The organism is Candidatus Pelagibacter sp. Uisw_106, from assembly GCF_047724975.1.
Classification (GTDB): domain Bacteria; phylum Pseudomonadota; class Alphaproteobacteria; order Pelagibacterales; family Pelagibacteraceae; genus Pelagibacter.
On the sequence record NZ_CP159819.1, the window covers coordinates 535912 to 554477 of the forward strand.

21 protein-coding genes are annotated in these 18566 nt (G+C 27.9%); 14 read left to right on the plus strand and 7 right to left on the minus strand.

What is annotated here, in order from left to right; genetic code table 11:
• The first annotated feature begins 55 nt into the window (after positions 1 to 55).
• The 6 genes from ABXT45_RS02860 to lpxB are packed head-to-tail and all read left to right on the plus strand — an operon-like array spanning position 56 to position 4676.
• Positions 56 to 490 (plus strand): OmpH family outer membrane protein, encoded by a 435-nt coding sequence (locus ABXT45_RS02860; RefSeq protein ID WP_415314282.1) that lies wholly within the window; start codon positions 56 to 58, stop codon positions 488 to 490.
• Positions 491 to 943, plus strand: coding sequence for a 3-hydroxyacyl-ACP dehydratase FabZ (gene fabZ, locus ABXT45_RS02865; RefSeq protein ID WP_415314283.1), 453 nt, complete (start codon positions 491 to 493; stop codon positions 941 to 943).
• A 53-nt stretch (positions 944 to 996) separates the two neighbouring features.
• Complete coding sequence (gene lpxD / locus ABXT45_RS02870; protein ID WP_415314284.1) at positions 997 to 1977, plus strand: UDP-3-O-(3-hydroxymyristoyl)glucosamine N-acyltransferase; 981 nt, start codon at positions 997 to 999, stop codon at positions 1975 to 1977.
• Positions 1974 to 2756: an acyl-ACP--UDP-N-acetylglucosamine O-acyltransferase gene (gene lpxA / locus ABXT45_RS02875; protein WP_415314285.1), complete on the plus strand. Its 783-nt coding sequence runs from the start codon at positions 1974 to 1976 to the stop codon at positions 2754 to 2756. Before lpxD ends, lpxA begins: the two co-directional genes overlap by 4 nt.
• 1 nt (position 2757) lies before the next feature.
• On the plus strand, positions 2758 to 3543 hold the full coding sequence (lpxI, locus tag ABXT45_RS02880) for a UDP-2,3-diacylglucosamine diphosphatase LpxI domain-containing protein (RefSeq protein ID WP_415314286.1): 786 nt from the start codon (positions 2758 to 2760) through the stop codon (positions 3541 to 3543).
• On the plus strand, positions 3540 to 4676 hold the full coding sequence (gene lpxB / locus ABXT45_RS02885) for a lipid-A-disaccharide synthase (RefSeq protein WP_415314287.1): 1137 nt from the start codon (positions 3540 to 3542) through the stop codon (positions 4674 to 4676). Before lpxI ends, lpxB begins: the two co-directional genes overlap by 4 nt.
• Here the strand turns inward: lpxB and gltX are convergent.
• The 7 genes from gltX to ABXT45_RS02920 form a co-directional block, all read right to left on the minus strand.
• On the minus strand, positions 4653 to 6053 hold the full coding sequence (gltX, locus tag ABXT45_RS02890; protein ID WP_415314288.1) for a glutamate--tRNA ligase: 1401 nt from the start codon (positions 6051 to 6053) through the stop codon (positions 4653 to 4655). The two genes, lpxB and gltX, sit on opposite strands and share 24 nt — an antisense overlap.
• Before the next feature lie 22 nt (positions 6054 to 6075).
• Positions 6076 to 6753, minus strand: coding sequence for a transcriptional repressor LexA (lexA, locus tag ABXT45_RS02895; protein ID WP_415314289.1), 678 nt, complete (start codon positions 6751 to 6753; stop codon positions 6076 to 6078).
• 88 nt (positions 6754 to 6841) lie between these two features.
• Complete coding sequence (locus tag ABXT45_RS02900) at positions 6842 to 7633, minus strand: indole-3-glycerol phosphate synthase TrpC (RefSeq protein ID WP_415314290.1); 792 nt, start codon at positions 7631 to 7633, stop codon at positions 6842 to 6844.
• Positions 7626 to 8618, minus strand: a complete 993-nt coding sequence (gene trpD, locus ABXT45_RS02905; protein WP_415314291.1) for an anthranilate phosphoribosyltransferase — start codon at positions 8616 to 8618, stop codon at positions 7626 to 7628. Before trpD ends, ABXT45_RS02900 begins: the two co-directional genes overlap by 8 nt.
• Positions 8615 to 9190, minus strand: coding sequence for an anthranilate synthase component II (locus ABXT45_RS02910; protein ID WP_415314292.1), 576 nt, complete (start codon positions 9188 to 9190; stop codon positions 8615 to 8617). The genes trpD and ABXT45_RS02910 overlap by 4 nt, the downstream gene beginning before the upstream one ends.
• On the minus strand, positions 9190 to 10644 hold the full coding sequence (gene trpE, locus ABXT45_RS02915) for an anthranilate synthase component I (RefSeq protein WP_415314439.1): 1455 nt from the start codon (positions 10642 to 10644) through the stop codon (positions 9190 to 9192). Before trpE ends, ABXT45_RS02910 begins: the two co-directional genes overlap by 1 nt.
• A complete protein-coding gene (locus ABXT45_RS02920; RefSeq protein ID WP_415314293.1) occupies positions 10644 to 12065 on the minus strand; it encodes a SurA N-terminal domain-containing protein in 1422 nt (473 codons plus the stop codon). The genes trpE and ABXT45_RS02920 overlap by 1 nt, the downstream gene beginning before the upstream one ends.
• A 56-nt stretch (positions 12066 to 12121) precedes the next feature.
• On the opposite strand from ABXT45_RS02920, the gene ABXT45_RS02925 reads away from it, so the two are divergent.
• From ABXT45_RS02925 to ABXT45_RS02960, 8 genes are read left to right on the plus strand one after another with little or no spacing between them, the layout of a single operon-like run.
• A complete protein-coding gene (locus ABXT45_RS02925) occupies positions 12122 to 12862 on the plus strand; it encodes a triose-phosphate isomerase (RefSeq protein ID WP_415314294.1) in 741 nt (246 codons plus the stop codon).
• Between the two features lie 5 nt (positions 12863 to 12867).
• Positions 12868 to 13170, plus strand: coding sequence for a preprotein translocase subunit SecG (secG, locus tag ABXT45_RS02930; protein WP_415314295.1), 303 nt, complete (start codon positions 12868 to 12870; stop codon positions 13168 to 13170).
• A gap of 40 nt (positions 13171 to 13210) precedes the next feature.
• Positions 13211 to 14827, plus strand: coding sequence for a CTP synthase (locus ABXT45_RS02935; RefSeq protein ID WP_415314296.1), 1617 nt, complete (start codon positions 13211 to 13213; stop codon positions 14825 to 14827).
• The gene (gene kdsA / locus ABXT45_RS02940; protein ID WP_415314297.1) at positions 14824 to 15648 is read left to right on the plus strand and encodes a 3-deoxy-8-phosphooctulonate synthase; all 825 of its coding nucleotides are present in this window, start codon (positions 14824 to 14826) and stop codon (positions 15646 to 15648) included. Before ABXT45_RS02935 ends, kdsA begins: the two co-directional genes overlap by 4 nt.
• A complete protein-coding gene (eno, locus tag ABXT45_RS02945) occupies positions 15649 to 16905 on the plus strand; it encodes a phosphopyruvate hydratase (RefSeq protein WP_415314298.1) in 1257 nt (418 codons plus the stop codon).
• Positions 16905 to 17207, plus strand: a complete 303-nt coding sequence (locus ABXT45_RS02950; protein WP_415314299.1) for an FtsB family cell division protein — start codon at positions 16905 to 16907, stop codon at positions 17205 to 17207. Before eno ends, ABXT45_RS02950 begins: the two co-directional genes overlap by 1 nt.
• Positions 17197 to 18123 carry a lipoyl synthase gene (gene lipA, locus ABXT45_RS02955; protein ID WP_415314300.1) on the plus strand — a complete coding sequence of 309 codons (927 nt, stop codon included), beginning with the start codon at positions 17197 to 17199 and terminating at the stop codon, positions 18121 to 18123. Before ABXT45_RS02950 ends, lipA begins: the two co-directional genes overlap by 11 nt.
• Entirely contained in the window at positions 18123 to 18560 is a 438-nt protein-coding gene (locus ABXT45_RS02960) for a type II toxin-antitoxin system RatA family toxin (RefSeq protein ID WP_415314301.1), read from the plus strand. The genes lipA and ABXT45_RS02960 overlap by 1 nt, the downstream gene beginning before the upstream one ends.
• Positions 18561 to 18566 lie beyond the last annotated feature (6 nt).

Consider the following 18566-nt stretch of genomic DNA (forward strand, 5'->3'; position numbering starts at 1 on the left):
TTTTTCTTTTTTTTTTACGCCTGTTAATTCTGAACAAAAAATAGCATTTATTGATATGGATAAAGCAATCTCAACATCAAATCCTGGTTTGTCAATTTTAAAGCAATTCGATGCTATTAAAAATAAAAATTCAATATTTTTAAAAAAAGAAGAAAAAAAGTTTAAAGAAAAAGAAACAAAATTGATTTCCCAAAAAAATATTATATCAGAAACTGATTTTAAAAATAAGGTGAATGATTTAAAATCTGAAATTAATAAATACAATCAAATTAGAAATAAAATGATTGAAGACTTTAATAATTTAAAAGCAGATAATACAAATAAGTTTTTAAAATTAATTAATCCAATTTTAATAAAATTTTCTAACGACGAAAAAATAACTATTATATTACAAAAAAAAAATTTAATTGTTGGTAAAACAGAACTAGACATTACTGATGAAATTATTAAAATTATAAATACAGATATTAAAGATTTTATAATTAAATAGATGATAAAAAATAATCTTAATAAGCAACAAATTATAAATTTGCTTCCACACAGAGAGCCAATGCTTCTAATTGATGAGTTATACGATATTGAAAAATTGTCTTCAGCTACAGCAATTGTTTATGTTAAAAAGGATAGTTTTTTTGTAGAAGGTCATTTCCCTGATAATCCAGTTATGCCCGGAGTTCTGATAGTTGAGGCTTTTGGTCAAGCTGCTGCTGCATTAACAGCACATGGCTTAGACAAAGAAACTTATGATAACAAATTAGTATTTTTAATGGGCATAGAAAAAGCTAGATTTAGAAACCCAGTTATACCTGATTGCAAATTGGAATTAAAAATCCAAGCAACCAGAACACACGGAAGGGTTTGGAAATATAAGGGTGATGCTTTTGTTGATGGAAAAAAAATGGCTGATGCCCAATGGTCAGCCACAATTGTAGATAAGAAATAATCAGCAACAAATCTTGATAACACAGATTAATTTGCTTTGGTAAAAAGGATTTTATGATCAATCCTTTTTTTAAAAACAACGGTCCTTTTAAAATTTCAAATATTTTACAGCTATTAAATCTTAATAACCTTATAATTGCTAATGATGAAAAAATAACTGATATCAAAGATTTATTCACATCGAAAAAAAATGACATTACTTTTTTTCATTCTAAAAAATATAAAGATATTGCAAAGAATACTAAGGCCTCTTTTTGCATAACAACTGAAAGTTTAAAAAGCGAACTACCAAAAAGCTGCACACCATTTGTCGTTGAGAATGTTTTGGTTTCAACTTCTAAAGTTACATCAAAATTTTACCCTAGTTCAATTAACGATAACTTTGATTATACAGCTAGAGATATAACTGAAACAAAATTTAAAGATAAAGTTAAATGTGGAAAAAATGTTTTAATTGGTGACAATGTTATCTTTGGATCCAATTGTTTAATTGGACATAATACTATTATTGAGCAGAATGTTTCAATTGGAGACAACTGCAGAATAGGATCAAATGTTATTATAAGAAATACATTAATTAATAATAACGTTACAGTTTTAGATAATTGTGTTATCGGCAAACACGGGTTTGGTTTTTTTCCTATTAATACAAAAAATCTTAGATATCCGCATATTGGAATTGTCATAATTGGTGAAAATTCTGAAATCGGATGTGCCTGCACTATTGATAGAGGCTCCATGTCAAATACTGTAATTGGTAAAAATACATTTTTAGACAATCAAATTCATATTGCACATAATGTTAAGATTGGTGATAATTCAATCATAGCAGGACAAGTAGGAATTGCTGGCAGTTCTATCGTTGGTAACAATGTTCGAGTTGGTGGACAAGCTGGTATTTCTGGTCATTTAACAATTGGGAATAACGTAGAAATAGCTGGCGGTAGTGGTGTTATAAAGGATATTTCGGATAATTCAAAAGTAATGGGATATCCAGCAAAAAATATTAGAGATTTTTTAAAGAATAATAAATGATACACAAAACAGCAATCATAGATTCAAAAGCAAAAATTAGCACTAATGTTAATGTTGGTGCTTATACTATAATAGGTCCCAATGTTGAAGTAGGAGATAATTCCATAATACAATCCCATGTAAGTATCGTTGGTCATACCAAAATTGGAAATAACAATAAGATTTATTCATTTGCATCAATTGGAAATGATCCTCAAGATTTAAAATTTAATGGTGAACAAACAAAGCTTGAAATTGGTGACAATAATAAAATTAGAGAATATGTAACTATTAACCCTGGTACTACTGGCGGTGGTGGATTAACTAAGGTTGGCAATAACTGCTTATTTATGGTTTCCTCACACATAGCACATGATTGTTTGGTCGAAAATAATGTTATTTTAGCTAACAATGTTCCTTTAGGTGGACATGCACATATAGAAAGTAATGTTATAATTGGAGGCAATTCAGCTGTACAGCAGTTCACCAGAGTTGGAAGGTCAGCAATGATAGGAGGAATGTGTGGCGTTGTAAGAGATGTTATACCATATGGAATAGCTCATGGAAATCGAAGTGTATTACAAGGATTAAATTTAATAGGCTTAAGAAGAAAGAATATTCCAAATAAACAAATTATGAATTTAAGTGATGCGTATAAAGAAATTTTTAAGGATGAAAACTTAACTCAAAATTTAATTAATTTAAATGAAGATTATAAAAATAATGAACTTGTATTAGAAGTAGTCAATTTTTTAGAGAAAGATAAAAAAAGACCTATTTGTACACCATATTCAAAATAAAATGATTGGACTTTTTTTAGGAGATACTGATTTTTCAGAAACTGTCCTTAAAAAAATAAAAAGATTAAAAAAAGAATATTTTATCATTGATTTTTCAAAAAATAATAAATTTAAAAAAGATAAAAATTCTCATCGAATTAGTATGGGTAAGTTTGGTAAAATAATAAGTTTAATTAAGGAAAAAAAATCAAAAAAAGTATTATTTGCAGGTAAAATTTCAAAACCAAAGTTTTCAACATTAAGATTAGACCTTAAGGGCGTTTACTATATGCCTGGTATCATAAGAGCAGCAAAATTAGGTGATGCAGCAATTATTAAAGCTATAATAAAAATTTTAGATAATGAAAATATAAATGTTATTAGTTCTATCTTTTTTAATCCCGAACTAACTGTTAAAAGTGGAAACTATACTAAATTGAAAGCTAATTTGAGTGATAGTAATTCTATTAAAAAAGGAATTACTTATTTCAGCAAACTAAATAACCTAGATCACGTTCAGGCAGTTATTGTTAAAGATAACACTATCTTAGCAACTGAAGACCGACAGGGAACAAAAAAAATGTTATCAAGGTTAAAAAAAAAATCAGAAGGAATATTGATTAAGCTACCAAAAAAAAAACAAGATTTAAGAATGGATTTACCAACTATTGGTCTTCAAACTCTAAAAGATTGTAAAAAATATGGCTTAAAGGGAATAGTTTTAAAATCTAATAAAAATATATTCTTAGATAAGGCTAAATGTATAAATTTTGCTAATAAAAATAAGATTTTTATTAAAATTATATGAAAAAAATTTTTATTTTAACAGGTGAGCCCTCTGGCGATAAATTAGCTTCAACAGTTATTTCAAAACTTAAAATAGATAATCCTGATATTGAATATTTGTCAGTTGGGGGAACACATATTAAAAAATTAGGAATTCAATCTATTTTTGATCTTAAAGACATTACATACCTTGGTTTTACTAGCGTACTATTTAATATTTTTAAGATTAGAAAAAAAATTAACAAAACTGTTGATGAGATTATAAAATTTAATCCTGATATCTTGTTTAGTGTTGATAGTCCCGATTTTACACTAAGAGTTGCTGAAAAGGTAAAAAATATTAACAAGAACATAAAAACAGTTCATTATGTTGCTCCCCAGGTATGGGTTTGGAGAAAAAATAGAGTTAAAAAAATTAAAAAATTTATTGATCATATGCTTTTATTATTTAAATTTGAAAAAAAATATTTTGATGAAGAAAATATTAAGAATACTTTTGTTGGTCATCCCTTAATTGAAAAAAAAGATAATGTAATAACAACATTAGATAATTTAATTTCTAAAGATAAAAAAATTATATCTTTGTTTCCAGGTAGTAGAAAATCAGAAACAAATGTTCTTTTACCAATTTTATTGAATTTTATTAAATTGATGAACAAAAAAAATCTTGATCATTCATTTGTTTTTCATGCAACAGATGAAAATAAAGAATTTATAATCAATAAGGTAAAAAATACCTATTTAGATAATATAGATATTATTTCAGATGAAAATATAAAAGATCAGGTTTTATCCAATTCAATTTTTGCAGTCTCTAAATCTGGAACAATTTCACTCCAAATTTCTAGTGCAAATATTCCTTCAATAATTATTTACAAATTAAGTTTTATAAATTTTATGATATTTAAATTATTGGTTAATGTTAAATTTGCAAATATCATTAATATAATTAACGACAAAGAAGTAATTCCGGAATTATTACAAAAAGAATGTAATGCAGAAGAAATATACAAAACAGTTACATATTTTCTTAAAAATCCAAAATTGATCGAAAAACAATTAGCTGAGTGTGAAAAAACTTTAGAAGGTATCAAATCAAAATCTTCTTCATCAAGTGAAGCAGCTTTAATCTTAAATAATTATCTTATTCCCTAATCTTCTTTCTACTTCTTCTTTCCCCAAAGAAATTATTATATCATATAAACCAGGACCAAATTTTGATCCAGTTAAAGCAACCCTCAATGGTTGTCCTACGCCTTTAAAATTAGTTTCATATTTTTTTATTAAATTATTAATTATGGGTTCAAGTGTTTCTTTATTTAATGTATTTATTAAAATTAGTTTTTCTTTAAACTCTTTAATTATATTTTTTGCTTTATCGTCAATTAATTCTAAATCTTTATCTTCAAATTTTACATCATCAAAAATTATATATTTAGCGTTATTAAATATATCCTCTAATGTTTTTGCTTTATTCTTAAGAAAAGTTAATGAAGGTTTAATCTTAGCTTCTTTTTCTGGTTTAATTTTTTCCTTATAAATTTCACAATATTTGACAAGATGATCATAAAGTTCATTTTCATCAATACTCTTAATATAATGTTCATTCATTGATAATATTCTGCTCATATCTAGCTTTGATGGAGATTTACCAATTCCTTCTAAATTAAAGTGCTGAATGCTTTCTTCTAGTGTAAATACTTCTTTATCTTGATAAGACCAGCCTAACCTTAATAAATAATTTCTTAAAGCATCAGGCATTATTCCTATCTTAGAATAATCATCCAATGTCGATGCATTATCTCTTTTTGATAGTTTCTTCCCTTCAATAGTATGTATTAGTGGAATGTGAGCAAATAAAGGAATTTCCCATTTCATTGCTAAATATATTTGCATCTGTTTGAACGTATTAATTTTATGATCATCACCTCTGATTATATGTGTCATGTTCATTTGGTGATCATCTACGGTTGCTGAAAGATTGTATGTTGGTGTTCCATCATTTCTTAAAATTATAAAATCTTCTATTATAATATTTTCTATTTCAACATTTCCTTGTACCAAATCTTTTAGTACTGAAGTTCCATCAATTTTACTTTTAAATCTAATTACTGGTTTGATATCTTTAGGGGCATCTGATTCTAGAAGATTTCTCCATTTTCTATTGTAAGTATAGGGAAGTTTTTTTTGTCTTGCTCTTTTTTTTTGCTCTTCTATTTCCTCACTTGAACAATAACATTTATAAGCATGTCCATTTTTAAGTAGTTCATTTACCACATTTATATGATCATCAATTTTAGTTGATTGAATGTATTCATCACCATCATGTTCAATGCCAATCCACTTTAAAGACTTAATAATTTGAATTTTATGTTCATCTTTAGATCTTTCTTTATCAGTATCTTCAATTCTAAGATGAAATGTTCCTTTTTGATTTTTTGAATATAGCCAGTTAAATAAAGCAGTTCTTACACCGCCAATATGGAGAGCTCCAGTAGGTGAGGGAGCAAATCTTGTTGCTACTTTTGACATCAATGATTTTTAGACTATTTTCTTAGAAGTTTCTATATAAAGATACCAGAACACCTTGAACTTTTACCCTATCTGGACCAAATATTTTAGTTTCATAGTTTCTATTGGCACTTTCAAGTGCTACTGTTTTTCCTTTTCTTCTAATTCTTTTCAACATTGCTTCGTGCTCATCTATTAAAGCTACAACAATTTTACCATTATCTGCAGTATCAGATCTCTTTATGATAACCGTATCACCTTCATTAATACCAGCTTCAATCATTGAATCACCTTGAACTTTTAGACCAAAATATTGACCATTTTTTTCAAGGTTACTTGGAAGAGGTATTCGCGAAACTTCATTTTGTATTGCCTCTACAGGCGTTCCTGCAGCTATACTACCTAGTACAGGTATTTCCATTTCATTTAAGTTAGTATTATCTATATCTAGTCCACCTTTGATAACACTAGGTGAAAAGCTATTGTAAATGTCATTAGCAGAAGCAGTTTCGGGAAGTTTTATAACCTCTAAGGCTCTTGCTTTATGAGCCAACCTTCTAATAAAACCTCTTTCTTCCAAGGCACTTATTAATCTGTGAATTCCTGATTTAGATTTTAAATTTAACGAATCTTTCATTTCTTCGTACGAAGGAGATACTCCTGAGGCTCTCAACTTTTTGTTGATGAATAAAAGCAGGTTTTTTTGTTTTTTAGTTAGCATAAGAACAAATAAAGTACAAAATCTGTTCTACAAGTGTTCTTCCCATACGGCAATAGCTAAAAAGTATTTAAAATAGGGGCTTATTTGACTAAAGAACGGAAAAAATTGAATTTTTATCTAAATTTTTTAAAAGTGATTCACCAATTAAAAAAGTTTTTATTTCTGTTTTGTTCTTTAAAGAAAGAAGCTCTTCTTTTGTTTTAATTCCACTTTCAGAAATTAAAGGAGAGGAGTGATTACTTAACACGTTATAGATATCATAAGTTGTATTAAGATCTGTTTTTAAAGTTTTGAGATTTCTATTATTTATTCCAATTAATGCTTCTTTAAAGTTAAGAGCTTTCTTTGCTTCCTCAACTGTATGCACTTCAACAATTATTGACATATTACGTTTAAGAGCTTCTTCGTATAATTCATTAGCAAGGTCATCGGAGACACCAGCTAATATAATCAATATTGCATCTGCCCCATAACTTTTTGCGAGAGGTACTTGAAACTTATCAATAAAAAAATCTTTACATAGAACGGGTAGATTTATTTTTTCTTTTACTTCACTTATATGGCTTAGCCTACCCAAAAAGAAATCTTCTTCTGTGAGGATTGATAAGCATGTTGCTTTTTTATTGTTATAGATTTTTGCTATTTCAGTAGGGTTATAATTGTCCATTATAACACCAGCAGACGGGCTTGCTTTCTTTATTTCTGCAATTAAAGAAATTTTATTATTATCAACATTGTTTTGAATTTTATCTTTAAAATTTATAAATGATTTATTTTGATCTATTTGTTCATTTAAAGCATCTAATGAAATTGTTTTTTTTAATAAATCAATTTTTTCAATTTTTTTTTTAATAATTTCTTTTAGTACGTCTTTAGACATTTTGAATTTCTTTTAAGTTGGTGTATGTTTTTCCTGATAATATATGTTTTCTTGCTTCATTATACGCATCAATAAATACTGTATGTTTTTCTGAAACAATAAGGCCGGCTGCTGCATTTAAACAAACAGCTTTTGAAAAATCGTTATCCTCACCTTTAAATATATCTAACATTTTATTAGCATTGAATTTTGCATCATCTCCAAGCAAATCTTTAAACTCATTTGCATCTATATTTAGTTTTATAGGGTCAATTAATATTTCAGAAATTTCACCATTTTTTAATTGAACAACATTAGTTTTTGAATAGGGTGATATTTCATCTAATCCATCTTCACTATTTACAATCCAGGCAAATTTAATGTTTAAATTATTCAAGGCACTAGCAAAAATTTTTAATAGCCTTTTATCAAAAACACCAACCACTTGTCTATCAACTAGGGCAGGGCTACTTAAAGGGCCAATCATATTAAAAATTGTTCTCTTACCTATCTTTTTTCTAATAGGTCCAACAAATCTCATTGCACTGTGATAATTGGGTGCAAACATAAAACCAAAGTTGTTTTTTTTAATTTGTTTCTCAATATCATTCGGCTCTAAATCTATTTTTATGTTTAAAGCTTCTAAAACGTCACCTGAACCACATTTAGAGGAAACAGCTTTGTTGCCATGTTTTGCAACTTTAATGCCCATACTAGATAGAAGTAGCGCTGATGCAGTTGATATATTGAGTGTATTCATGCCGTCTCCACCCGTTCCACATGTATCAATACAATCGTTAACATTAACTCTTTTAGATTTATTTCTTAGTACAAAAACCCCACCAGCAATTTCATCAGAGACCTCTCCTTTTGCTGAAAGTAGTGTTAAAAAATCAAATATTTCATTATCTGATGCTTTACCATTCATTAGTATTTCAAAAGCTTTTTTACTTTCATTAAATGATAAGTCCTGGTTATTTCTTAATTTATCTATGAAAATTTTCATTTGTTTTTGTAATTAATAAAATTTTTTAATATTCTAATACCAATGATAGTTTTTATACTTTCAGGGTGAAATTGAACACCGTGGATATTATATTCTTTATGCATTACACCCATAATAATTCCATCTTTTGTTTCAGCAGTAATTTCAAGTTGATTGGATAATGTTTTTTTATCAATTATAAGACTATGGTATCTTGTAGCTACAAATTTAGAAGGAAGGTTTTTAAGGATACCTATTTTTTTTGATTTTATGACGCTAGTTTTACCATGCATTAACTTATTTGCTTGAATAATTTTAGAACCAAAAACTTGACCAATAATTTGATGACCTAAGCACACACCAAGAATAGGTATCTTTTTATAAAGTGCTTTTACTATTTTAATGCAATTCCCTGATTGATTTGGATTACCAGGTCCAGGTGATATAATTATTTTGTCATATTTATTTTTTATTATTTGTTTGTGAGTAATTTCATCATTTCTAATTACATCAACTGTAACACCAAGAGATGATACATAGTGATATAAGTTAAATGTAAAACTATCATAATTATCTATTAATATAATTTTCATTATTTTAATGCATTCATTAAAGCTTTTGCTTTATTTACAGTTTCTTCGTATTCTTTAATTGGACTACTGTCAGCTACTATCCCTGCACCAGCTTGAACGTAGAATTTTTTGTTTTTTGCAACAGCAGTTCTTAATGCAATACAAGTGTCAAACTCACCATTTGCAGAAAAATAACCTATGCCTCCAGCATAAACTTTTCTTTTAGTGGTTTCTAGTTCATCAATAATTTCCATGGCTCTAATTTTAGGTGCACCAGAAACAGTTCCAGCAGGGAATCCTGCAAGCAATGATTTAAATTTTGAAAATTTACTATTATAAACACCCATCACATTAGAAACGATATGCATTACATGTGAGTATTTTTCTATCATAAAACTTTCTGTCACTTTAACGGTTCCTATTTTGGAAACTTTACCAGCATCATTTCTCCCTAAATCTAGTAACATTAAATGTTCAGAAAGTTCTTTTTCATCTTTAAGTAAATCTTTTGCAAAAAAATTATCTTGTTTTAAATTTTTACCTCTAGGTCTAGTTCCTGCAATTGGTCTAACGGTAATTTTGTTATCTCTTAGTCTGACTAAGATTTCTGGACTAGCTCCTATTATCTGAAAATCTTCAAAATTAAAAAAATACATAAAGGGAGAAGGGTTAGTAATTCTCAGTTTTTTATAAATTTCTAGTGGTGTTTTGGATAATTTAGCTTCAAACCTTTGACTTAAAACGACTTGAAAAATATCTCCAATTTTTATGTATTTTTTTGCTTCATTAACCATTCTTATAAACTTATTTTTTGAAGTGTTAGATTTTACTTTAATATTAGTTTTTGTATCACTATTAGAATTATTTTTTATAAGAGAGGCCTTTGTTAATAGGTCATTAATTTCATTCTCAATTGTAAAATATTTTTTTTTATAATTTAGAATCTTTTCATCATTGAAAATATTAATAATATAGAAAATCTTTTTTTTTAAGTTGTCGTGAATAACCAATGTTCTTGGTCTTAAAAGTCTAACATCAGGTAGCCTTAAATCATCCTTACATTTATTAGGAATTTTTTCTACATATCTAATAGAATCATAAGAAAAATACCCCGATATTAAAGAACAAATTGGTGGTAGACCTACTGGCGTTTTAAACTTAAATTCTTCTATTATTTCTTCTATAATTTTCGCTGGAGCACCTTTTATTTTTTTTTTAATGTTATTAGTAGTCAGGTAAGAATTTTTATTATTAAATTCCCAAATCTTATCTGGGTTTTTGCCAAAGATGGTATATCTCCCTCTTATCTTACCTTTCTCAACTGACTCAAAAATAAAACTATTTTTTTCCCTTAGAAAATTATCAATTAAGTTTAAAACTTCCTGATCATTTCTTACTTTTTGAGAGGTATATATGATTTGATTTTTGTTTCTTGAGTGTTGAAACTTAAAATCTTTAAAGTTTCGATTAAGCATCATCTGAAGTAATTTTTTACCCTATCAAGAGTTTTTTCATTAACTATCACCTTATATTTATTGTTTAAAAGGTTATCATATGATTTTAATATTCCGTTTCTATTTTCTGCACTCGCTTCGTTAGAGATTTTATTAAATATATTTGAATCTGAAGAAATTTCAGTATCTTCAAGTTTCATAACCTTAGCTATGAATATGTTGTCTTCTCTATCAGCAATTAGAGTAAATGTATTAATTGGTAGTGAGTATAAAATTTTAACAGAATTATTTTCAAATTTATTAATGTCCTTAATTGAGTTTAATTGAGTTTTTTCAACTTCACCATTCCCAAGTTTATCAAATGATGCTTGGTTAAATTCATTTTTATCTAATTGGTTTAGTATATCTTTATTAAATTCAAATTTTTCTTTCTGAAATAGAAGGTTTGTTATTTGTTTTGCAAATCTTTCATCATTTAAATTAGGCAATTTTTGAATAACATTATCTATTTGATAAAAGATGAATGTTCCATTGTCTTCAAGTATTTCAATCTTGTCTTTTCTAGAATTATAAATTTTATTTTCAATCGTCTCCTTATTTTCTAAATTAATATAATCTTTTTTTGTAATCACATTGACATTTAATTCATTTGTAATTGTCTTAAAATCTATGTTTTTAGATATCTTGTTGTCAATTTCATCAATTGTATCAAAAAAAGCCTGATTAAATTCATCTACACCCAATAAGTTTTTAGGCGTTATTATCACATAAGAAAAATCAATATAATCTTGCTTAAGTTTTTCTGAATTTTCGTCAATAAAAATTTTAATTTCCTGATTGGTAAATTCATCTACTTTTTTATAAAATCTATTTAATTTAATAAATTCAATATCTAATTTTCTATTGTTTTCTATAAAATATCTATTAGTTAAAAAGTTGGGAGATTTCGCTCCACCACTTATATATGTAAATAATTCCTTTTGTAGAACGTTATTCTTTAATTTTATTTCATACATCGCTGCACTCATACTATTTGTAAGTAAAAACTTTTCATAAAGAGTTCTTTGAAAATTACCATTTTCACCTAGAAAGTTTTTATTTTTCTTAAGAGTTTCTACAATTACTTCATCTGATATAACTAGGTCTAAATTTTTTATTTCAAGTTCAAGTAAAGTCATTGAAACCATAGAAGACAAAAGCTCCTCAATTACATTTTTATCGATATTCTCTTTTATTACTTGCTGACTTAAGCCAGATTGATTTAGGTAATCCATGAAATCTTGCGTAGAGATATTAGTGTTATTTATTTTAGCTATATTATTTTGATTTCCAGTACTAAATCCTCCACCAAATCCACCAAAGCCAAAAGCTATTATAATAACAAAAATCAGTATCAAGCCACCAATCTTTTTTTTTGTAAAATTTTTAAATGGATTTATCATTACATTATTAATTTATTGATCTTTAAAATATCAACCTATAGATTAAATTTTTCATTATGACAAATAAATATATGTATTTTGTAGCCAATTGGAAAATGTATGGGAATTTATCTTCCTTAAATACATTGGATAAAGTTATTAAATTTTCAAAATCTAAAGAAATAAAGGGAGGTAGATTAATTTATTGCCCTCCAAATACTTTAATAAGTTCTTTTTCAAAAAAATTTAGTAATTGCCAAATTGCTATTGGTGGACAAAATTGTCATGAAAGTAAAGATTATGGTGCTCACACAGGTCATGTTAATTCCCGTATGTTAAAAAATATTGGTGCACATTTTGTAATCATTGGTCATTCAGAAAATAGAGAACAGGGTGAAAGTGATAAACTAATTAATCTAAAAATTAAAAGTGCTCTTGAAGCTAAATTAAAAGTTATTTTTTGTATCGGTGAAACTTTAAGTGATAAAAGAAAAAAAAAGACAAGCTCAACCTTATCCAAACAAATTAAAATTGGTTTAAAAAATATTAAAAATAAATCAAATATTTTTTTAGCTTATGAACCTGTTTGGGCTATAGGCAGTGGTCTTATACCGAAACCTCAAGATCTTTTTAAAACAGTAGAATTCATCAAAAATAAATTTAAAGATAAATTACCAAAAATTTTATATGGGGGTTCTGTAAATCCTCAAAATATAACAATCTTAAGAGAAATTAATAATATTGATGGTTTTTTAATTGGTGGAGCATCTCAAAATGCTAAAAAATTTATTGATATAGTCAAAAAAACATATAGTTAACCCTCATGGAAAATATTCTACTAGTAGTCAACTTAGTACTAGCAACAGTACTTGTGCTTTTGATACTAGTCCAAAAATCTGAAGGTGGAGCACTTGGTATAGGTGTTTCTCAAGATAATTTTATGCTTTCCAGATCTGCTGGTAATTTTATGGGCAAGGCTACAGCAGTAGTTGCAACTTTATTCATAATTTGTAGCTTAGCTTTAACAATAATTTCTAGAGGTGAGTTAACACCTACATCTTCCGTATTGGATATCATTGAAGAAAAGTCTAGTGATACACCTTCAATTCCTGAAAACAATAATTAATCCTTTTAAACTCATTAATTAATCGCTATAAGATAATACCATGGCGCGATATATTTTTGTAACCGGCGGTGTGGTTTCTTCATTAGGAAAAGGTCTTTCTTCGGCTTCCCTTGCATACTTATTACAATCTAGAGGTTTTAACGTACGTTTAAGAAAATTAGATCCTTATTTAAATGTTGACCCAGGAACGATGAGTCCGTTTCAGCATGGTGAAGTTTTTGTAACAGATGATGGTGCAGAAACAGATTTAGATTTAGGTCATTATGAAAGATTTTCTGGAATATCTGCAAAAAAATCTGACAATATTACAACTGGAAAAATTTATAGCGATGTTTTAAAAAAAGAACGTAAAGGAGGATACCTTGGAAAAACAGTTCAAGTTATCCCGCATATAACTGACCGTATTAAAGATTTTATAAAAAGTGACACATCAAAAGAAGACTTTGTAATTTGTGAAATTGGTGGAATAGTGGGTGACATAGAAAGCCTCCCATTCGTTGAAGCTATTAGACAATTTTCTAATGATGTAGGAAAAAAAAATGCTTTATTTATTCACTTAACTCTAGTCCCGTACCTTAGAGCTTCAGATGAAATAAAAACAAAACCCACTCAACACTCAGTAAAAGAATTAAGAAGTCTTGGCATACAACCAGATATTATTATTTGCAGATCTGAAAGGGCCATACCTTTGGAGCATAGAAAAAAAATATCCTTGTTCTGTAATGTTGGAATTGAAAATGTAATTCAAACTGTTGATGTTAAAACTATTTACGAAGCGCCAATTAGCTTCAATAGAGAAAATTTAGATAAACAGGTACTTGAATATTTTAAAATAAAATCAAAAAAAAAAGTTAATTTAAATCCTTGGAAAAAAATCACTAAAATTGTTCTGCACACAAAAAAATCAATCAATATTGCAATCATTGGAAAATATGTTGAGCTTAAAGATGCTTATAAATCATTAGACGAAGCCTTAACTCACGGCGGTATTGATAATAATTTAAAAATTAATTTAGTGAGAATAGATTCTGAAAACTTGAAAATCTATGAAATTAAAAAAAAATTAAAAGGAGTTTCTGGAATTCTGATACCAGGTGGATTTGGCAAAAGAGGAACAGAGGGTAAAATAGAAGCAATTAAATATGCTAGAGAGAAAAAAATTCCTTTTTTTGGAATTTGTTTTGGAATGCAAATGGCCATTATTGAATTTGCAAGGAATAAGTTAAATATAAAGAAAGCTACATCAAGCGAGTTTGGATCTGGAGGAACACCAATTATTGGATTAATCTCTGAATGGAATAAGGATGGTAAATTAATTAAAGGAACGGATAAAGATCTTGGTGGTACCATGAGACTTGGTCTTTATGAGGCCAGATTAAAAGAAAATTCATTGATTAGAAAAATCTATAAATCTAAATCAATTCAAGAGAGACACAGACATAGATACGAGGTTAATATTAGCTTTAAAGATCAATTTGAAAATAATGGCCTTATCTTTTCAGGATTATCTCCAGATAAAAAATTACCAGAGATTATTGAGCTAAACAACCACCCATGGTTTATAGCTGTCCAATTTCATCCAGAATTTAAATCTAGACCTTTAGCACCACATCCTTTATTCTCATCATTTATCAAGGCTGCTAAAAATCATAAATGAAAAATATAAAAGTTAATTGTGGAAATATAGAAATTTCAAACAATAATAAAATTTTTATTATTGCTGGCCCATGCCAACTTGAGACCGAACAACATGCCATGGATATGGCAGGTAAGATTAAAGAAATTACTTCTAAGTTTAATATGGGTTTTGTTTACAAAACATCTTTTGATAAAGCTAATAGAACAAGTTTAAAAGGCCAAAGAGGTATGGGTCTTGAACAATCTTTACCTATTTTTGATAAGATTAAAAAAGAATTAAATGTTCCAATATTAACTGACATACATAATGCTGAACAATGTGCAGTGGTAGCTCCTCATGTTGATGTATTACAAATTCCTGCATTTTTATGTAGGCAAACAGATTTATTAATTGCTGCTGCCAAAACTGGGAAAATTATAAATGTTAAAAAAGGTCAATTCCTTGCACCATGGGATATGGTTAATGTTACAAAAAAAATTGCTGACTCAGGTAATAATAATATTTTAGTTACAGAAAGAGGGGCCAGCTTTGGTTACAATACCCTTGTCTCTGATATGAGGTCTTTACCTATAATGGCAAAAAATGGTTATCCTGTTATTTTTGATGCTACACATTCAGTCCAACAACCTGGAGGTTTAGGTGAGACCAGTGGTGGTCAAAGAGAGTTTGTTGAATATTTAGCAAGAGCTGCGGTCGCAGTTGGTGTTGCGGGTGTTTTTATTGAAACACATCAAGACCCAGATAATGCTCCATCAGATGGACCTAATATGGTTCCACTAGATAAATTAGAAAAATTACTATCTCAATTATTTGAAATAGATAATCTAATCAAAAAATAAATGAGTAAGATTTTAAAGATAAAAGCTCGTCAAGTCTTTGATAGCCGCGGAAACCCAACAATTGAAGCAGAAGTTTATTCAAAAAATTTAAGTGCCTCAGCTATTTGTCCCTCAGGTGCTTCAACTGGAACTTACGAAGCATTTGAAAAAAGAGACAACAATAATAAAAAATATTTAGGTAAAAGTGTTTTAGGTGCAGTCAATCTAGTTAATACAAAAATTTCAAAAAGATTAAGAGGTGCGAATATTCACGACCAAACACGTATTGATACAATCTTAATCAATCTTGATGGCACCCGCCAAAAAACAAGTTTAGGTGCTAATGCTATTTTAGCAGTTTCTATGGCTGCTAAGAAACTTTCTGCTAAAATTAAGAGAGTTCCTTTATATAAAACTTTTTTAGTAAAAAATAATTACAGATTACCTTACCCATTAATGAATATTATTAATGGTGGAGCGCATGCTAATAATGGATTAAGAATTCAAGAGTTTATGATTAGACCTGATAAAGCTAAAAACTTTTCAGAGGCAATGAGAATATGTTTTGTTATAATTAATAATTTAAGAAAGCTGATTATAAAAAAGGGTTTATCAACCTCTGTAGGAGATGAGGGGGGCTTTGCTCCAATGATTAGTAGCAATGAAAAAGCTTTAGATTTAGTCGTTGCTGCAATTAATAAGTCTGGTTTTAAAAATGGCAAAGATGTTTCGATTTGCTTAGATGTTGCAGCAAATGAATTAATCAAGAAAAACAAATATTCTATTCATTCAAAAAAATTTGTTTCGGTAGATCGATCTATTAAAGAATATAAAAAAATAATAAATAGATACAAAATTAAATCTATTGAAGATCCATTTGGAGAAAATGATTGGATGGCATGGAGTAAATTAATGAAAAATACTAATAATGTCCAAATAGTTGGAGATGATTTGTATGTAACTAATTTAGAAAGACTAAAAAAAGGTTTTTTAAACAACTCATCAAATTCGATATTAATTAAACTTAATCAAATTGGTACGGTATCTGAAACACTTGAGGTTATTAAGTTTGCGCAAATTATCGGGTATAAAACAATAATTTCTCATAGATCTGGAGACAGTGAAGACACTTTTATAGCAGACCTTGCTGTAGGTACAAATTCAAATCAAATTAAAACTGGATCGCTGGCAAGATCTGAACGGGTTGCAAAATATAATCAATTATTACGTATAGAAGAAGAGCTTGGAAAAAAAGCATCAATGAGTAAAATTCATTAATGCTGGGAAAATTAAAAAAAAATTACTTTTTATTAATCTCTACTTTTTTAATACTTTATTTTTTCTTCAATCTTTTAGATGGTGAAAGAGGTCTTTTTTCTTATTTCAAAAAAAATGAAATTTTATCTAATCTAAAAATTGATGAAGCTAATTTATCCAACAAAATCAAAGATCTTGAATTTAAAAATTCTCTATTAAGTACTAAATTAGACCTAGATTACGTCGAAACCTTAATCAGAGAAAAATTTATGTTTGGCAAAGAAGGGGAGACCCTCTATATAATTAAAAAGAATGACAATTAAACCAAGACACCCAGAAAAAGTTAATAAACCTGTAAATCCAATTAAGAAAAAGCCTGATTGGATAAGGTCTAAATTAACTAACAGTAAAGAATTTTTCTTAACAAAAACTATTGTTAATCAAAACAATTTAGTAACAGTTTGTCAGGAAGCTAATTGTCCAAATATTACAGAATGTTGGAGTAAGCGTCATGCTACATTTATGATTATGGGTGATACCTGTACAAGAGCATGTGCTTTTTGTGATGTAAAAACTGGCAAACCTGGAAAACTAGACTCATTTGAACCCGTTAAGATTGCTGAAGCCGTAAAAAAATTAGATTTAAAACATGTTGTAATTACTTCTGTTGATAGAGATGATCTTGAAGATGGAGGATCAAATCATTTTTATGAAGTAATTGATCAAACAAGAAAAAAAAATCCTAATACATCAATTGAAGTTTTAACGCCTGATTTTCTTAGAAAAGGAGATGCTTATAAAAAAGTACTAGAAGCTAATCCAGATGTTTTTAATCATAACATTGAGACAGTGCCTAGACTTTATTTAAAAGTAAGACCAGGCTCTAGATATTTTTCATCATTAGAGCTTTTAAAGAATGCAAAGTTAGTTAATAAAAATGTTTTCACTAAATCAGGTTTAATGGTTGGATTAGGTGAAAATAAAGAAGAGATTGTTCAAGTCATGGATGATCTAAAAGCAGCAGGAGTAGATTTTTTAACCATTGGTCAATATTTACAACCTTCTGTAAGACATCACCCTTTAGACCGCTATTACCATCCAGACGAATTTAAAGAGTTAGAAACTATTGCAAAATCAAAAGGATTTTTATTAGTTTCATCGACGCCTTTAACTAGATCTTCATATCATGCAGATGAAGATTTTGCTAAACTTCAACAAAATAGAATTAACAATCATTAATGCCTAAGGCATCAGTTAAAAGGAACATAAACAAAAAAAAAGATAAACTTATTGAGTTTGTTTTAGATATAGAAAAATATCCAGAATTCATCCCTTTTTGCTTAGACTCGAAAGTTTATGATAGAAAAGAAGAAAATAATCAAATCTTAATCATAGCAGATTTAACAATTGGAAAGGGTCCCTTTAGCGACACTTATAAAAGTGATGTTAGATTTAATAAAAAAGATGATACGATTAATGTTACTAATTTAGATGGCCCACTAAAGCACTTGCAAAATAATTGGAAATTTGTAGAAAATAACAACATAACGGAGGTTTATTTTGATGTTGATTTTGAAATTAAAAATAAGTTTTTAAATTTGTTAATGGAAAAATCATTTGAATTTGGTTTAAATAAAATTGCTGATGCTTTCCAAAAAAGAGCCGAAACAGTATAAAAAAAT

Excerpts from the sequence above, each read along its gene's own strand:
- ABXT45_RS02860 (WP_415314282.1), top strand. The coding sequence starts at position 56 with ATGGATAAAGCAATCTCAACATCAAATCCTGGTTTGTCAATTTTAAAG.
- fabZ (WP_415314283.1), top strand. The coding sequence starts at position 491 with ATGATAAAAAATAATCTTAATAAGCAACAAATTATAAATTTGCTTCCA.
- lpxD (WP_415314284.1), top strand. The coding sequence starts at position 997 with ATGATCAATCCTTTTTTTAAAAACAACGGTCCTTTTAAAATTTCAAAT.
- lpxA (WP_415314285.1), top strand. The coding sequence starts at position 1,974 with ATGATACACAAAACAGCAATCATAGATTCAAAAGCAAAAATTAGCACT.
- lpxI (WP_415314286.1), top strand. The coding sequence starts at position 2,758 with ATGATTGGACTTTTTTTAGGAGATACTGATTTTTCAGAAACTGTCCTT.
- lpxB (WP_415314287.1), top strand. The coding sequence starts at position 3,540 with ATGAAAAAAATTTTTATTTTAACAGGTGAGCCCTCTGGCGATAAATTA.
- gltX (WP_415314288.1), bottom strand. The coding sequence starts at position 6,053 with ATGTCAAAAGTAGCAACAAGATTTGCTCCCTCACCTACTGGAGCTCTC.
- lexA (WP_415314289.1), bottom strand. The coding sequence starts at position 6,753 with ATGCTAACTAAAAAACAAAAAAACCTGCTTTTATTCATCAACAAAAAG.
- ABXT45_RS02900 (WP_415314290.1), bottom strand. The coding sequence starts at position 7,633 with ATGTCTAAAGACGTACTAAAAGAAATTATTAAAAAAAAAATTGAAAAA.
- trpD (WP_415314291.1), bottom strand. The coding sequence starts at position 8,618 with ATGAAAATTTTCATAGATAAATTAAGAAATAACCAGGACTTATCATTT.
- ABXT45_RS02910 (WP_415314292.1), bottom strand. The coding sequence starts at position 9,190 with ATGAAAATTATATTAATAGATAATTATGATAGTTTTACATTTAACTTA.
- trpE (WP_415314439.1), bottom strand. The coding sequence starts at position 10,644 with ATGCTTAATCGAAACTTTAAAGATTTTAAGTTTCAACACTCAAGAAAC.
- ABXT45_RS02920 (WP_415314293.1), bottom strand. The coding sequence starts at position 12,065 with ATGATAAATCCATTTAAAAATTTTACAAAAAAAAAGATTGGTGGCTTG.
- ABXT45_RS02925 (WP_415314294.1), top strand. The coding sequence starts at position 12,122 with ATGACAAATAAATATATGTATTTTGTAGCCAATTGGAAAATGTATGGG.
- secG (WP_415314295.1), top strand. The coding sequence starts at position 12,868 with ATGGAAAATATTCTACTAGTAGTCAACTTAGTACTAGCAACAGTACTT.
- ABXT45_RS02935 (WP_415314296.1), top strand. The coding sequence starts at position 13,211 with ATGGCGCGATATATTTTTGTAACCGGCGGTGTGGTTTCTTCATTAGGA.
- kdsA (WP_415314297.1), top strand. The coding sequence starts at position 14,824 with ATGAAAAATATAAAAGTTAATTGTGGAAATATAGAAATTTCAAACAAT.
- eno (WP_415314298.1), top strand. The coding sequence starts at position 15,649 with ATGAGTAAGATTTTAAAGATAAAAGCTCGTCAAGTCTTTGATAGCCGC.
- ABXT45_RS02950 (WP_415314299.1), top strand. The coding sequence starts at position 16,905 with ATGCTGGGAAAATTAAAAAAAAATTACTTTTTATTAATCTCTACTTTT.
- lipA (WP_415314300.1), top strand. The coding sequence starts at position 17,197 with ATGACAATTAAACCAAGACACCCAGAAAAAGTTAATAAACCTGTAAAT.
- ABXT45_RS02960 (WP_415314301.1), top strand. The coding sequence starts at position 18,123 with ATGCCTAAGGCATCAGTTAAAAGGAACATAAACAAAAAAAAAGATAAA.